Annotated in this window: 14 protein-coding genes; 6 read left to right on the top strand and 8 right to left on the bottom strand. The window is 73.8% G+C overall.

Annotation, left to right across the window (positions count from 1 at the left end):
* Positions 1-786: formyltransferase family protein (locus GPJ59_RS24120; protein ID WP_308120447.1), on the bottom strand; the 786-nt coding region annotated here is incomplete at its 3' end.
* Positions 787-1,316: 530 nt separating this feature from the next.
* Between GPJ59_RS24120 and GPJ59_RS24115 the strand changes: the two genes are divergently transcribed.
* The 3 genes from GPJ59_RS24115 (at position 1,317) to GPJ59_RS24105 (ending at position 3,975) form a co-directional block, all read left to right on the top strand.
* Entirely contained in the window at positions 1,317-2,504 is a 1,188-nt protein-coding gene (locus GPJ59_RS24115; protein ID WP_219669736.1) for a cytochrome P450, read from the top strand.
* Positions 2,501-2,713 (top strand): ferredoxin, encoded by a 213-nt coding sequence (locus GPJ59_RS24110; protein WP_219669727.1) that lies wholly within the window; start codon positions 2,501-2,503, stop codon positions 2,711-2,713. The genes GPJ59_RS24115 and GPJ59_RS24110 overlap by 4 nt, the downstream gene beginning before the upstream one ends.
* Before the next feature lie 101 nt (positions 2,714-2,814).
* A complete protein-coding gene (locus tag GPJ59_RS24105; protein ID WP_219669725.1) occupies positions 2,815-3,975 on the top strand; it encodes a winged helix DNA-binding domain-containing protein in 1,161 nt (386 codons plus the stop codon).
* Between the two features lie 96 nt (positions 3,976-4,071).
* Here GPJ59_RS24105 and GPJ59_RS24100 read toward each other — a convergent pair whose 3' ends face one another.
* Positions 4,072-4,380 carry a hypothetical protein gene (locus GPJ59_RS24100; protein ID WP_219669724.1) on the bottom strand — a complete coding sequence of 103 codons (309 nt, stop codon included), beginning with the start codon at positions 4,378-4,380 and terminating at the stop codon, positions 4,072-4,074.
* 470 nt (positions 4,381-4,850) lie between these two features.
* Between GPJ59_RS24100 and GPJ59_RS24095 the strand changes: the two genes are divergently transcribed.
* Positions 4,851-5,891 (top strand): hypothetical protein, encoded by a 1,041-nt coding sequence (locus tag GPJ59_RS24095; RefSeq protein ID WP_258024839.1) that lies wholly within the window; start codon positions 4,851-4,853, stop codon positions 5,889-5,891.
* A 22-nt stretch (positions 5,892-5,913) separates the two neighbouring features.
* Here GPJ59_RS24095 and GPJ59_RS24090 read toward each other — a convergent pair whose 3' ends face one another.
* Positions 5,914-7,320: a condensation domain-containing protein gene (locus tag GPJ59_RS24090; RefSeq protein WP_219669722.1), complete on the bottom strand. Its 1,407-nt coding sequence runs from the start codon at positions 7,318-7,320 to the stop codon at positions 5,914-5,916.
* A gap of 238 nt (positions 7,321-7,558) precedes the next feature.
* On the opposite strand from GPJ59_RS24090, the gene GPJ59_RS24085 reads away from it, so the two are divergent.
* Together GPJ59_RS24085 and GPJ59_RS24080 are read left to right on the top strand one after the other, a co-directional pair.
* Positions 7,559-7,834: a DUF6400 family protein gene (locus tag GPJ59_RS24085; RefSeq protein WP_219669721.1), complete on the top strand. Its 276-nt coding sequence runs from the start codon at positions 7,559-7,561 to the stop codon at positions 7,832-7,834.
* Complete coding sequence (locus GPJ59_RS24080) at positions 7,821-8,078, top strand: hypothetical protein (RefSeq protein ID WP_219669719.1); 258 nt, start codon at positions 7,821-7,823, stop codon at positions 8,076-8,078. The genes GPJ59_RS24085 and GPJ59_RS24080 overlap by 14 nt, the downstream gene beginning before the upstream one ends.
* A 70-nt stretch (positions 8,079-8,148) precedes the next feature.
* On the opposite strand, the gene GPJ59_RS24075 is transcribed toward GPJ59_RS24080, so the two are convergent.
* The 5 genes from GPJ59_RS24075 to GPJ59_RS24055 form a co-directional block, all read right to left on the bottom strand.
* The gene (locus GPJ59_RS24075; RefSeq protein ID WP_219669717.1) at positions 8,149-9,774 is read right to left on the bottom strand and encodes a phospholipase D-like domain-containing protein; all 1,626 of its coding nucleotides are present in this window, start codon (positions 9,772-9,774) and stop codon (positions 8,149-8,151) included.
* Positions 9,775-9,937: 163 nt separating this feature from the next.
* Complete coding sequence (locus GPJ59_RS24070; RefSeq protein WP_219669715.1) at positions 9,938-10,435, bottom strand: hypothetical protein; 498 nt, start codon at positions 10,433-10,435, stop codon at positions 9,938-9,940.
* Between the two features lie 272 nt (positions 10,436-10,707).
* On the bottom strand, positions 10,708-12,717 hold the full coding sequence (locus GPJ59_RS24065; protein ID WP_219669714.1) for a ThiF family adenylyltransferase: 2,010 nt from the start codon (positions 12,715-12,717) through the stop codon (positions 10,708-10,710).
* Between the two features lie 11 nt (positions 12,718-12,728).
* Complete coding sequence (locus tag GPJ59_RS24060; protein ID WP_219669712.1) at positions 12,729-13,298, bottom strand: hypothetical protein; 570 nt, start codon at positions 13,296-13,298, stop codon at positions 12,729-12,731.
* 5 nt (positions 13,299-13,303) lie between these two features.
* The gene (locus GPJ59_RS24055; protein ID WP_219669710.1) at positions 13,304-13,774 is read right to left on the bottom strand and encodes a hypothetical protein; all 471 of its coding nucleotides are present in this window, start codon (positions 13,772-13,774) and stop codon (positions 13,304-13,306) included.
* Positions 13,775-13,842 lie beyond the last annotated feature (68 nt).

Raw genomic sequence — 13,842 nt, 5'->3', positions numbered from 1 at the left:
CGCCGGAGGGGGATAAGGGACAGCGCCGGGTGGGCGCGGGGCCGCCAGCTCGGGGACCGCCCCGGGGCCGCCGGCGGTGGCCCGGCAGACGGCGCCGGCCCGGGTGGCGAGCAGGTCGCCGGGCCGGCCGCGCAGCCGGTCCTCGGGGTGCCCGCCGTGCAGGTACCACGGGGCGCCGAGCAGCTCGTCGAGGACGCCGGGCCGGGAGTCGGCGGCCCGCAGGAGGCGCAGGACCCGTTCGGTGGAATCCGCTGCCCAGTCGATGCGCCGCTCCTGCTGGCGCAGGAGCGGCCGGACCCGGGCGGGGGCCTGGGGCCGCGGCACGTACGTACCCGAGGCGAACCGCTCCACGGCCAGCAGCACCGCCTCCAGCGCGGCGTCGGCGATCTCGCCGCGGTACAGATCGCTCTTGCCGACGGGCGGAACGGGACACTCGGCGAACGCCCAGATGTCGCCGGCGTCCATCTCGGCGTTGGCCTGGAGCACGGTGACGCCCCATCGGCCGACCCCGTCGTGGAGGGCGTGGTCGAGGGAGGAGGGGCCCCGGTCGCCAGGGGGCCCGGGGTGGACGATCAGGCACGTCCGCGCCGACCAGACCTCCTCGGGCAGCGCGGTGCGCAGCATCGGCGCGATCACCAGGTCCGGGTCGTGGCGGTCCACGGCCCCGGCCGGCGACACCCCGGGCAGGGCGAGCTCCACGGCCACCCGGTGGCCGTGGTCGCGCAGCTCGGCGTGGACCCGCTGGGTGAGACTGTTGAAGGCGCTCGCGACGAGCAGGATGTGCACATGGTCTCCCGACAGCGGCCGACGCCGGACGCCAGGCATCCCGGACGGCCGACGCAACGTGGGCGGTCACGGCGTCGGCCGCGTACGTGACCGGACCATGACCACCTGCGAGCGATCATCCGGGACGGGGCCACCGCGTCCGGGCAGCGCCGGGCGGGCGGTCACCCGAAAGCGGTGGCCTGGCAGGGCCGGTCGGCGGGCGGGCACCGGTCGGCGCCTTCCGCCGCAGCGGACCGTGTCGCGCACCCTCGCCCGTGCGGTGGCAGGGGAGCACCCGGCAGGACGGATCGCCGTCGGCCGGCGCGGCGGCCCGACGGTCCTCGCCGACGGCCCGCTGACCGTGGCCGCCACCGACCTCCCGGACCTGCCCGTCCACCACACCGTCCTCGACGGCCGGCCGACGCACCGCCCGTCGAGCTGTGGGCCCACAAGCCCCGCTTCAGCGCTGCGCAGCCGGCGCCGGCCACCCTTCGGGCGGTGGGCGGCGGTGTGCCGCGCACGACCGCCGATCGTCTGCGTGAGGATGCCCGATGACCGAGCCCGTCGCCTTCCCCCAGGACCGCACCTGTCCGTACCACCCGCCGGCCGCCTACGATCCGCTGCGCGGCGGCGCCCCGCTCAAGCGGGTGACGTTCTTCGACGGCCGCCCGGTCTGGGCGGTGACCGGGCACGCCGCCGCCAGGGCGCTGCTGGGGGACGCACGGCTGTCCAGCGACAGCGAGAACGAGGCGTTCCCCGTGCCCTCCGAGCGGTACGTCGGGCTGCTGCGCCGGCGTACGCCGCTGCTCGGGGTCGACGACCCCGAGCACAACCGCCAGCGCCGGCTCCTGATCCCGAGCTTCACGCTCAAGCGCACCCACGCGATGCGCCCGCGGATCCAGGAGATCGTCGACCAGCTGATCGACGACATGATCGCCAAGGGCCCGCAGGCGGAACTGGTGGGTGACTTCGCCCTGCCGATGCCGTCGAAGGTCATCTGCTCGATGCTCGGTGTGCCGTACGCCGACCACTCCTTCTTCGAGGAGCAGTCGCGCCGGCTGCTGCGCGGCCCCGAGCTGTCCGACGTGGAGGACGCGAGGGACCGGTTGGAGGACTACCTGCGGGTGCTGATCGAAGCCAAGCAGGCGGAGCCGGGCGAGGGCCTGCTCGACGACGTCATCCGCGAGCAGACGGCCGTGGGCGAGTTCGACCCCGAGGAACTGGCGGGGCTGGCGTTCATCCTGCTCATCGCCGGCCACGAGACCACGGCCAACATGGTCTCGCTGGGTGCCTACACCTTGCTGGAGCACCCCGAGCGGCTGGCCGAACTGCGGGCGGACCCCTCGCTCGTGCCGACGGCCGTCGAGGAGCTGATGCGGTACCTGTCCATCGTCGAAGGCATGCTGCGGGTCGCGGTCGAGGACATCGAGATCGCGGGCGAGACGATCCGCAAGGGCGACGGCGTGGTCTTCTCCCTCTCCCTCGTCAACCGCGACGAGAGCCTCTACGCCGACCCCGACGTGCTCGACTGGCAGCGCTCGGCGCGCCACCACGTCGGCTTCGGCTTCGGCATCCACCAGTGCCTCGGGCAGAACCTGGCCCGCGCGGAGATGGAGATCGCTCTGGGCACCCTGATCACCCGGCTCCCCGGGCTCCGGCTGGACGCGCCCGCGCAGGAGATCCCCTTCAAGCCGGGCGACACCATCCAGGGCATCGTCCAGCTGCCCGTGGCCTGGTGAGCGCCGTGCGTCCCGTCCACATCGCGATCGACACCGGCCGCTGCATCGGAGCGGGCCAGTGCGCACTGACGGCCCCGGACGTCTTCACCCAGGGCGACAGCGGATTCAGCGAGGTGCTGCCCGGCCGGGAGGACGGCAACGGCAACCCCCTGGTGCGCGAAGCCGCACAGGCCTGCCCGGTCGCGGCCATCGCGGTCCGCTTCCGCTGAGGAAGGCCTCCTCCCCCGCGCGGTCGGTTCGGCGAGGGCGGCGCCACCAGCCCCTCAACTGTGACGCATGCCACTGACAGCCGGCGGCTATCTTCGGAGGCATGCCGACGACGACCTCCGTCCCCTGGGAGGCCGCGCTCGCCCGTCGCCTCGCGCGCCAGTCGCTGGACCGCCCGGCCCCGGCCGCCGGCTCCGCGGGGATCGCGGCCACGGCCGGCGCGATGATGGGAGCACATGCACAGGTGCTCTCCGCCGCGGAGCTCTCGCTCGCGCTGCGCCTGGACGGCGCGACCCGCACCGACGTGCGCAGCGCCCTGTGGGCCGACCGCACGCTGGTGAAGACCTACGGCCCCCGGGGCACCGTGCACCTGCTGCCCGCCGCCGACCTGCCCTGGTGGACCGGCGCACTGTCCGCCGTCCCCGGCCCCGCCGCCCTGCCCGAGCCGGCGCGGATGACACCGCAGCAGACCGACGAGGTGGTCGCCGCCGTCGCGGACGCCCTGACCGACGCCGAACTCACCGTGGACGAACTGACCGAGGCGGTCGTGGCCCGGACCGGGCCATGGGCGGGCGACCCCGTCATGCCCGCGTTCCGGACCATGTGGCCCCGCTGGCGGCAGGCCCTGCACACCGCAGCGCACCGGGGCGTGCTGGTCTTCGGCCCGGACCGCGGGCGCAAGGCGACGTACACGCGCCCGAACTGCACCCCGCAGCCGGCCGGGCCGGCGCTGGACGTCCTGGTGGACCACTACCTGCACGCCTACGGCCCGGCCACCACCCAGGACTTCGCGCGCTGGCTCGCCGCTCCCGAGGCATGGGCCGCCCGGCTCCTGCGGCAACTGGCCGACCGGCAGCGGATCGAGGAGGTGTCCTTCGCCTCCGCACCCGCCTGGGTGGCCGCGGGCGACACGGACTTCCCCGCCACGCCTGCGCGCCGATGCCTGCGCCTGCTGCCGTACTTCGACGCCTACGTCGTGGCCGGCCGCCCACGGGAGCGGCTCTTCCCGGGCCCGGCCCGCACGCGCGCCCTCGCCGGCGGCCAGGCCGGCAACTACCCGGTCCTGCTGGTGGACGGCGTTGTGGCCGGGGTCTGGCACCAGCGCCGCTCGGGCCGCCGCATCCTCCTCACCGCCGAACCCCTGGCTCCGCTCGGCCCCCGCGACCGGCGGCTGCTGGAGGCGGAGGCCGAGCGCACGGCGACCATCCTGGAGGGCAGGGTGGAACTGACGGTCGGCACGGTGACCGCGGGACCCCACGCCTGACGCCGTGGCCCCCCTGCGCCGGTGGGCCGGCAGGGGCACGCCGACGTGCCCCTTCCGGCCTCCGCCGTGCCGCCCCGCTCGGCGGCGTTCAGGACGTCAGCAGGTGACGACCTTGCCGTACGAGCCCGTGGACCAGCGCCACACCACCGCCTCGCCGTTCCGGTACGACCAGCACTGGCCGTCGGGGCCGTTGTTGATGACGAGCTTCACGTGCATCGTCGTGCCGCAGTAGTTCCCGATGGTCACCTTCTTCTCCTGCTTGATCACGTCCCGGTGGACGCAGGCCGGGGCGGTGCCCTGGGCGCCGGCCGGCGCGGCCATCGCGGGTGAGGCCGGCAGCAGGAGTCCGGCACCGAGGGTTGCCGTCGCGGCGGTGACGGCCAGGCGCTTGAAGGATGTGGTCACGATCAGAGTCCTCTCCGCTGTGGGGCGGTCGGTACGTCGGTACATCGATTCGTCGGTACGCCGGTAAGTCGGCGTGTCCGTACGTCGGTACGGGCTGGACGGAGTGCGATGCCACCCGGCCCGCGTCACCGAGACTGCTCGTCGGACGGCCCGGCCGGCCAGCTCTGCCCGGGATTTGACGTCATCGTGGGACGTCCCCCCTGCTGACCAGCGCATCCCCTCGTACCCGGCAGGGGAGCACTGGGACGGTGCGGGCGCGGGTGCGGGTGCGGGTGCGTGAGCGCCTCACCCGGCACCGGTTCGAAAGCGCCCGAGCGCGTGGCCGCGAGGCTATACGCTGTGCGCCTGTGACCGGAATTGATCTTGCGAACGGGATAGTCGGAGCCGTTTTCGGCGTCATATTCGCCACCTTGTTCCAACAGCCGCTCCAGAACGCATGGTTCAGGGTCCGCCGCCGATCTGCCACGAGGGTGCGCAGTCTGACGTACCGCGAGGACGGCGCCCCGACCTCCACGTGGGCGACCTTCTCGATCGGCCCGCTCCACACTCCGGCCCTCCTCGTCGAGGGCGACGGCGAGCAGGCCATCGCGCCGGAGTCGGTCCGGGTCCAGGTGCTGGACGGTGAGGTGGTCCTCCCCGAGGAGATGGCGCCGTGGCGGGCGGAGATCGCCGCGGCCGAGGAGCCGACGCAGGAGCAGGCGCTGGACCAGGTACGGCCGGAGGCCTCCGGCGGCACCCACGGGCGCATCTGGAACGGCCCGCGGTACGCCGTGGAGGGCGTGGAGATCTCCCGCACACCGCTCGAGGAGCACGCGGAGGTCCGGCTGCGGCTGCGCCCCACCGACTACTTCACGTTCCTCGCGTCACAGCAGCTCGACCGGAGGCTGCCCGACGGCACCACCCCGCGCGGACGCTACCTCGACCCCGACCGGCCCCTCGACGCGCCGGCGTTCCTCCAGTGCAGCTTCGGCGTGAACGTGGCCGTGGTCACCGCCGACCACCTGCTCGTCGTCAGCCGGCGGGCCGACACCGTGCGCTCCGGACCCGGCCTGTGGGGCTCGTCGGTCAACGAGGGGCTCTCCCGCCACATCGACTCGGCCGGCCGCAACGCGCCCGACCTGCACGACGTGGCGCGCCGCGGCATGCGCGAGGAACTCTCCCTGGAGCCCCACGAGTACACGCTCACGATGCTCGCCTTCGTCCTGGACGTGGACCAGCGGCAGTGGAGCGCCCACTTCACCGCGTCCCTCACCGGTCTGACCGGCGACGCACTGCGCTCGCGCATCTCGCGCGGCGTCGCCGACCGGTGGGAGCACCAGAGCATCGACTACGTCCCGTTCCGTCCGGCGGACGTGACCGACTACCTCCTGCGCCCGGACCGCATCCGCCGCTGGGCCCCGGTCACCCCGGCCCTGTTCCACCTGGCCCTGGTGCACGCCCACGGCCGCGGCGCGGTGGAACGCGCCGAGGCCCGGGCCGTCCGCCGCCTGCCCCAGGGCCAGGGCGCCTAGGCAACAGCCCGCCGAGCACGCCCTAGTCGCGCACGGCCGCGCCTGCGCGGGCCACCGCGACGATGTGCTCCCGCAGCAGCTCGACGTACCGGCGCATGTTGGCGTACGCGACGGCGGTGTCCGGGTAGCGGGCGGCGAACTGCAGGCCCTCGTGCAGCCTGCTGATCCAGACGCACACCTGGTCGCCGTACGAAACCCGGATCAGCCCGTACGCCTTCAGGTCCTGCCACCGCTCCGCCCCCGGCATGCCGCGCGTGTCGACGAACGAGACGATCGAGTACAGGTCGGGTGACGTGGGCCGGAAGTCGGAGCCCAGCAGGCGCAGGACGCGGGCGATGGGCATCCGCGACAGCGGCCGGCTCTCCCGCAGCGCGGCGCGCACCGTGCCCAGCGCGCTGTCGAAGTCCGGCGCCGGCCCCACGGGCACCTCGATCGGCGCACCGCCCACGTACCAGCCCACCGAGTCCGACCACTGGGACTTCGTCCGGGTGTGGAACGGCACGACGGTGCGGTACACCCGCTGCCCGCCGACCTCGTGGACGGCGAGAGCGGTGGCCGCGAGCACGCCGACCAGGCTTCCGCCGTACGGGCGGCAGTACGCCTCGAAGGCCGCCGCGTCCGCGTCGTCCACCAGCATCTCGTGCATGAGCTTCTGGGCGGGCAGCGGCCCTTCGGGGTCGAGGCCGAGATCGACGGGGAAGTTGGGCAGCTTACCGTCGCAGCGGGCGATGAACTCCCGCCAGCGGGCGACGATCGCGTGCGTGTCGTCGATCCGGTCGGCGCCTCTGCGCTCGGTCGCGCAGAAGTCGACGTAGCTGGCCACGGGCGCCGTCTCCACGGTGCCGCGCCGCTCCAGGCCCACCGCGTAGAGCTCGTGGATCTCGGCGGGAATGCGCTGGAGCGAGTACGAGTCCACGTTGCTGTGGTCGAAGGCCATGTAGACGCTCGTGCTGTCGTCCCGGACGACCGCGGTGTAGATGAAGTTCGGCCAGGTGAGCGCGTCCGCCGCGATGTCGAACCGGTCCTGCAGGTAGCGGGTCAGCGTCGTCGCCTGCGGGAAGAAGCCGACGTCCTCGCGCTGCAGCATGACGGCTTCGGGGTCCAGCGTGAAGCGCCGCATCTCGTCGCCGGCCCAGCGGAAGCCGCTGCGCAGCGTCTCGTGCCGCAGGGTCCAGGCCGCGAAGGCGCCTTCGAGGACGCCGAGGTCGACCGCCCCGGGGATGTCGAACGCCGCGCCCAGCCAGGTCGGTACGAACAGGCCGTCCTCGCGCACCGACCGCGCCGTGCGGACGTGCGACTCCTGGACGTACGCCGGAGGGCGCGCGTCGTCCGGCAGGGTCGCGGAGGCCTCGACGGTCGCCCGATGCAGCGTCCATTCCACGAGGTGTCCGGGCCGGATCTCGCAACGCTGGATGTCGGAAATTCGCACGAGGCTCTCCAGGGGTGTGCCGTGCTGTCAGGTCTTGCGCCGTGGCGTGACCCTGACCAACGATCCGACGGACGGAAGGAAACGCCGTGGCCGGCCGGGCCCCGGCGCGCGAGGCCGGCCGGGGCGCGCGACCTCACGGCGGACCGGCGCTGCGCCCTCTGGAATGAGATCAGGACGATCTGTGACTTTTCCCACCCGGCCTTGACCAGCGAAAATAGGCCTACCTAACTTCGGGTGCATGGCCCCCCACAGCGCTCCTGAACCCGCCCCCGCGGCCGGCTCGCCCGGCCTCGTCGACTTCGCCGTCGACCTCACCTCCCACGAGGTGCACCGGCGCGCCCAGGTGATGGCCGCGCTCGGCCCGGACTGGGATCCGGTGGAGGTGCTGCTCGGCGAGGAGGCCGCGTACGACCTGCTGTACTCCGGCCTCGACGCGGAGCAGCAGCGGATCCACGACGAGCTGGTGGCGGCCGGTGTGCTGCCGGCGAGGGGGGACGGCCGTGCTGCCGCTTGACCCGCAGGCCGACCCCGGGCGCCGGGCCTGGGCCGACTGTCCGAACTGCGACGACGCCCAGGGGTGCGAGCCCTGCGCGCAGCGGCGGAACTGCTCCGACCACTGGCGCTACCTGCTCACCAACACCGGGAGCCTGCTCCACCTCCAGTGCCCCGGCTGCACCCACGTGTACGACCACGAGACCGGCTTCGGTGCCACCCGCTCCCTGTGGAGCCGGATGAGGAACGCCCTGCCGGGCTCGTGAGCCGCGCCGGCCCGGGTCGGCGCGGGGCGGGCCCGGGTCGGCGCGGGCCCGGGGCCGCCCCGCACTCGGGTCAGCCCTGGCAGACGCCGCGCTCGTAGTCGTACGTCGCCGTCGCCTGCGAGTAGCGCCACTGCGGTGCGAGCAGGCCGTCGGCCAGCTGGCGGGCCGCCGCCGCGTCCTCGACCACGTACCCGAAATCCTGCAGCCAGGACGGGTAGAGGTTCTTGGAGCCGATGTAGAAGGCGGAGCCGTCCACCGACACCAGCTTGTGGTGCTGCGCGTACGGGCGGCCGTCGGCCCAGGCCGGGGTGTCGGCGCTGCGGAACGTCGCCAGCTGGAGGTTGCTGCACATGGCGCTCCTGGCCCGCCCGGCGTCACCGGTCAGGTTCGTCAGCCGCCCGCGCAGCACGTCGCTGATCTCCGACAGGGACTTGATCTGCGAGTAGCCGCCGCTGCCGATCGTCCCCCGGTTGGCCGGGTCGCTCACGACGATACGGACCTTCACACCGGCCGCGAGCTTGGCGGCCAGGGCGTCGTACAACCGGATGTCGTAGCGCGGCAGCGGCGGGCACGTGGCGTTCATGTCCTGCTGCGAGATCTCGATGTGACTGCCGGCGCTCGCCACGAGGGAGCGCAGCGCGCTCTCCTCGGGGTTGACGGTGTCGTAGTCGCGGTCGGCGTTGGTGTTGTCGTGCAGGCCCACGACGCACTTGGTGTCGGGCGCGGTCGGCAGGACGGGCCGGAAGCCGGAGGCGGGGTCGCGGTCCCTGATGCCGACGCCGAGCCCGCCGACGGCCACCACGGGTACGCCGGTGCCGCCCGGGGCACCCGTGCCGTCCTGCGCGACCCGGGGGAGGGTCGGCATGCAGTTCGCCCCGCCCGACGCGGCGAACCAGACGCTCGCCCAGCTGCTCTTGTTCCGGCAGGTCCAGTCCCACAGGGTGTCCAGGTACGCGCCGGCCGACCCGGCCGCCGGACCGGTCAGGGCCAGGTCCACGTCCGACACCGGGTGGGTGGTGTCGAGGTAGTCGCCCTTCCAGCTGTTGATCCCGCCGGTGACCACGGAGGCGCCGTCGACCACGAGCAGCTTGGAGTGGTTCCAGGAGAACGCCGTCTTGGAGGTGGTCATGGAGGCCACGTTGAGGGTGACGTTCGCGGCCGCCGGGCCGAGCCGGGCCATCAGCTCGTCGCGGTACTTGGACGGGAAGACGGTGGAGTGGTAGACGGGGGCGGCACCGACCAGGACCCGCACCTGGAGCTTGTTGCCCGACTGCGCCGATGCCTTCAGGCCCTCGACGATCGCGTCCTGGAAGCCGCCCTCGGGGAACGGCGCCAGCGTGGATATGTCGACGCTGCGGCGGGCCTGGGAGATGTTCTCCTTCACCTTCTCCAGCAGGCGCCGGGCGCCGGGCCGGTCGGCGCAGGCCGGGTCACCCCAGCAGCCGGGCGTCTGGAGCAGCCAGTCGGCTCCGCCGGGGGTGGAGGCGTCGAGGCGGTTGCCCGCCGAACGCTCCCACACGCTGCCCTCCAGGCCGGGGGAGACCTGGCGCAGGGTCTGCTCGACGGAGTCGAGGTGCGGGGTGCCGCCACCGGGGGTGCCGCCCGGGGTGTCGGCGGACGCGGGGGTGACGGGGAGGAGCGCGAGAGCGAGGCCGAGGCCGAGGGCCGGGACTGCTGCGCGGGCGGTGCGAGCCATGTGCTTCCTAGCGGGAGTAGTGCGTCGTGCTGCCGACCACGAACCGGGTTCGTAGATCAACTCCCGGAAGCTACCAGTCGGTAGGGGGTGTTCCCGTCCACCTCACGAGATATCCGGCCATGCCGGCCCAGGATGACTCAAAGACGGCCCAGGCCCGGCCCCGTCAGGGGATCCGTGTCGCCTGGAGCAGCCAGAAGCCGAGGACCAGCAGCACGCCTGTCAGGGGCCAGTGCCGCAGCAGGTCCGGGCCGTTGGCGTACAGGGCCACCAGACCGTACGCGGAGGCGCAGGTGCCCAGGAACCACTGGACGCCGTCGGGGAACCGTACGGCGCGCAGCAGCAGGACGAGCGCGACGGCACAGGCCGGGAAGAGCCACGGGTACGCCGGCGCCGGACCCCAGCCGAGCACGACGTCGCGGACCTCGGTGAAGTGCGGGGACCCCACTTGGAGCCGGGCCAGTTCGAACGGCGCCGTCCAGCGCGGTGCCACCTCGGCCGACTTCTCGAAGGGCAGCCGCCACTGCGACAGCAACAACAACTGCCACACCAGCACGGCGAGCGCCCCGACGTGTCCGGCCCGGGCGACATCGCCGAGCCCGACCGGGGACCTGGGCGGCCGCGGGATCACCACGCGGGGCGGCTGGGGCTGCGGGGGCGCCACGGGCGGCGTCCGCTGCGGTGGGGGCGTCCAGCGAGGCGGGGACGTCCGGGGAGGCGGGGCGGACCGCTGCTCGTCCCTCGCCCGGGCCCGCGGATCCGAGCCCGAACCCCCACCCGAGCCCGAGCCCGATCCCGACGCCACGTTCGAGCCCCCGCCGGCCGCCCGGGCCCGCCGGGCAGCGCGCATCGCCTCGGTGGTGTCGTCCGCCATGCTCCTGCCGTCCCCCCGCTCCTGGCCCTACCCGTTCCCCGCCGTACCCGCGTCGCCGGCCGTCAGGGCTTGCTGCCGGCGCGCCGCCGTGCCTCGTACGCCTGTTTCTGGGCGCGCGTGACCGCCGCCTCGTCGCCGTGCCCGCCGTAGTCCCGCGGATCGCTGCGCAGGGCGGGCGGCCCGCACACCGGGCACTCGGGCCGGCCGCCCGTGCGCAGCCACACGCTCTGGAACGCGTGCTGCCCCGGCACCTGGCCGAGCACCCTCGGGAAGAACCAGTGGTCGGGCTCCATCGCGAACTGGACCATGGACAGCCGTTCGTGGAGCGGCAGGGTCAGGAAACCGCCGATCCGTTCGCTCCCCGCCGAGTCGTGCAGCAGCGCCAGCCCGACCTTCGCCGCCGCCGCGGCCAGGTGGTGGATGTCCGGCAGCAGGCCGGGCACGGCGTACGTGCGCCCCGTGCCGTAGTCCGTGCGCGGCTGGTGGCCGAGGTCGGCGAGCACTTCGCGCACCCCTCCCGTGGCGCACGACCAGCACGGCGAACCGGGCGTGGTGAACACGATCTCGCCGCCCGCCGCCCCCTCGTACAGGCCGACGAACACGGCCGGCCGCCCGACGAAGTAGCTGAGGTGGTTCAGGCGCAGCTGGGCCGCGTTGTCGTCGGTGGCGGCGATGACGAGGTCCGCGCCGGAGATCAGCTGGTGCCAGGTGTGGCTGTCCAGGGCGGCGACCTCGCGCCCGTGGACACGGACCGCCAGCTTGCGGTTGATCCCGCGCAGCCGGCGCGCGGTCGCCTTGGCCTTGTTGGCGCCGATGTCCTCGATGCCGAACAGCGCCCGCCCGACATTGGCCGGCTCCACCCGGTCGGGATCGACCAGGGTCAGGCCTCCGACGCCCGAACGGACGAGCACGTCCGCCAGATAGCTGCCCACCGAGCCGACCCCCACCAGCAGGACGTGGGTGTCGGCGAGGGAGGGGGAGAGCAGGCCGCGGGTACGGGCGAACAGGCCCTCGCGGATCGCGCGGGTGCGGCCGATGCCCAGGCGCAGCGCGAGCCGCCCCGCCGCGCCGGGGGCCGGTGCGGCGGGCCTCGCCTCCTGGGCCCAGTCCCGCCCCCACTCCGCGGACCGCTCCGGGGCCGGCTGGACCGGTTGGGCCGTCCGGGTCTCCTGGACCGGCTGGGCCGCCGTGGTCCCGGGAGCTCCGTACGCCCCCTGCGTCTTGTACGCCCCCTCGGTGTCCTGGGCCCCAGGCGTCTCCTGAGCCCCCAGCGTCTGGGACGGCACACGGGACTCGTACGCCTCCACCGGCTGCGGCCCCGGCCCGGCCGCGGACCCCAGCGCGTGCGCCAGGCGCTCCAGCTCCGGGACCCGGTGGTCCCACACCAGCTCCCGGACCGTCAGCTCCCCGTCGTAGCCCGTCTCCTCCAGCACCAGGGGAGCGACGAACGGGAAGTCCGGCGTGACGAACAGGTGCTGCCGCGGTGCCCCCGGCGCCACCGGCAGCGCCACGCCGACGCCCGCCACGCCCCTGACCACACAGGTGCGCGCCAGCTCCGGCGACCACGGCAGTCCCGCCTGCCGCACGGCAGCCGCAAGCGGGACCACCACGGGCCGCACCGGGTCCAGGCGGACACCCTGCGCCGCCCACACCGCGCTGAAGAACGACACCCGCGCCGCGTCGGTCAGCAACTCGTGCTGCTTCAGCGGGGTGCGGGTGTCGTGCGTGACGATCGGTGCGATGTACCGCCCGAGTTCGGGCACGGCCTCCAGTGCCCGCCCGTACTCGCGGTGGTCCTGCCGCGACGGGTGCGGCATGCCCAGCGGGTGCGAGTGCACGATCCCCTTGAAGCGCTCGGGTCCGGACTTCTCCCGCCGGCCGATCTCGTCCAGCAGCCATGCGGTGTTGCTGTACTCCACATGCGTCACGTGCGCGTGCGCGTCGTGGACGAACGCCGTCACGACGTCCCGGCCGCGCAGCCCGAGCAGGGCGCCGCCCTGCTCGGGCCGGGTCAGGCCGAGGTCCGTGCCCACCTGGTCGATCACGTAGTCGAAGACGTGTACGGGCAACACCGCGGGCACTCCTACTGGTTCCGGTTGAACGGGAAGGGATGGCCCATGCGGACGAAGTCGACGCCGAGCGCCCAGGTCGCCGACCGGGCGTACGCCTCCTCCAGTGTGGGCTGACCCGAGCCGGGGCGCTCGGAGAGGCAGATCTTGCCGCTGGACCAGAGGTGGAAGCCGTGCTGGTCGTGGTCCGGGAGGGATTCCAGCTCCGGCTCCAGCAGCCGCACCTTGTAGTCGGTGCCGTCGAAGTGCGCGCACATCACGTACGTGTTCCGGAACTCGGTGGTGATCTCGTAGACCCACCCCTCGGCACCGGGGGTGTCCTCGTAGTACGTCCCCGGCGGCATCTTGGTCCGCGCCACCCGCCGGTCCGCGGCCAGCCGCGCCCCCTCGCCGCCGCGCGCCGCGAAGGTGCTGTGCGGGACCTTGGACAGCGGGGCGTCGCTCTCCCCGCCCGTGCCCAGCCGGACCCGTCCGGTCCGGTCGACGTACACCTGTTCCTGACCGCCCTGCGGGCCGTCTGCTCTCTTGGTCTGACTGGCGAAGAAGCTCTCACGGATCGCATTGAGGTCGTACATGTCGGCCATGTCTCTCATCCCTCGCTCGTGGCCTGGTTGATCAGCTCGTAGAGCCGTACGGTCGCCGGGGCGTCCGGGCCGTAGGTCTGGCAGTAGTCGGCGTACAGCGCCCGGTACTCGGTCGCGGCGGCCTGGTGCTCGCCGGCCGCCGCCAGCCAGTGCGCCAGGTCGAAGCGGACCTCCGACAGCCGGGCGTCGGAGGTCGGCAGCGCGGCGGCGACCGCCGCGCGCAGCTCGGCCAGGTGCTTCGCGGCGGCCGACGGATGTCCGCCCTCGCCCAGATAGCGCGCGAGGTTGAGGGCGGCCACGAGTGCCAGCGGGTCGACCGGGCCCAGCACTTGGCGGGCCCGCGCGGCCACCGGGGCGAGCCGGTCGGCGGCCGCCGCCGGGTTCTTCGCGGCGTACAGGGCGCTGGCCAGGTGCAGGATGACCAGCCAGGTCCCGGCGTCGTCGGCGGGCAGCACCTCGCGGGCCAGGTCCGCCACCTCGGCCAGGAGGGGGACACGCCTGTCTGGCTCTTATACAACTCTCCGCACCCCCGAGACACCGGCGG

The sequence above is a fragment of the Streptomyces bambusae genome, from assembly GCF_019400985.1.
GTDB classification, from domain to species: Bacteria; Actinomycetota; Actinomycetes; order Streptomycetales; family Streptomycetaceae; genus Streptomyces; species Streptomyces bambusae_A.
Note: the sequence above shows the minus strand (reverse complement) of the source record. Positions and strands in the feature narration are given on the sequence as shown.

What these genes read in the sequence shown, in the direction of transcription:
- GPJ59_RS24115 (WP_219669736.1), top strand. Translation starts at nt 1,317, where the DNA reads ATGACCGAGCCCGTCGCCTTCCCCCAGGACCGCACCTGTCCGTACCAC.
- GPJ59_RS24105 (WP_219669725.1), top strand. Translation starts at nt 2,815, where the DNA reads ATGCCGACGACGACCTCCGTCCCCTGGGAGGCCGCGCTCGCCCGTCGC.
- GPJ59_RS24060 (WP_219669712.1), bottom strand. Translation starts at nt 13,298, where the DNA reads ATGGCCGACATGTACGACCTCAATGCGATCCGTGAGAGCTTCTTCGCC.
- GPJ59_RS24075 (WP_219669717.1), bottom strand. Translation starts at nt 9,774, where the DNA reads ATGGCTCGCACCGCCCGCGCAGCAGTCCCGGCCCTCGGCCTCGGCCTC.
- GPJ59_RS24085 (WP_219669721.1), top strand. Translation starts at nt 7,559, where the DNA reads ATGGCCCCCCACAGCGCTCCTGAACCCGCCCCCGCGGCCGGCTCGCCC.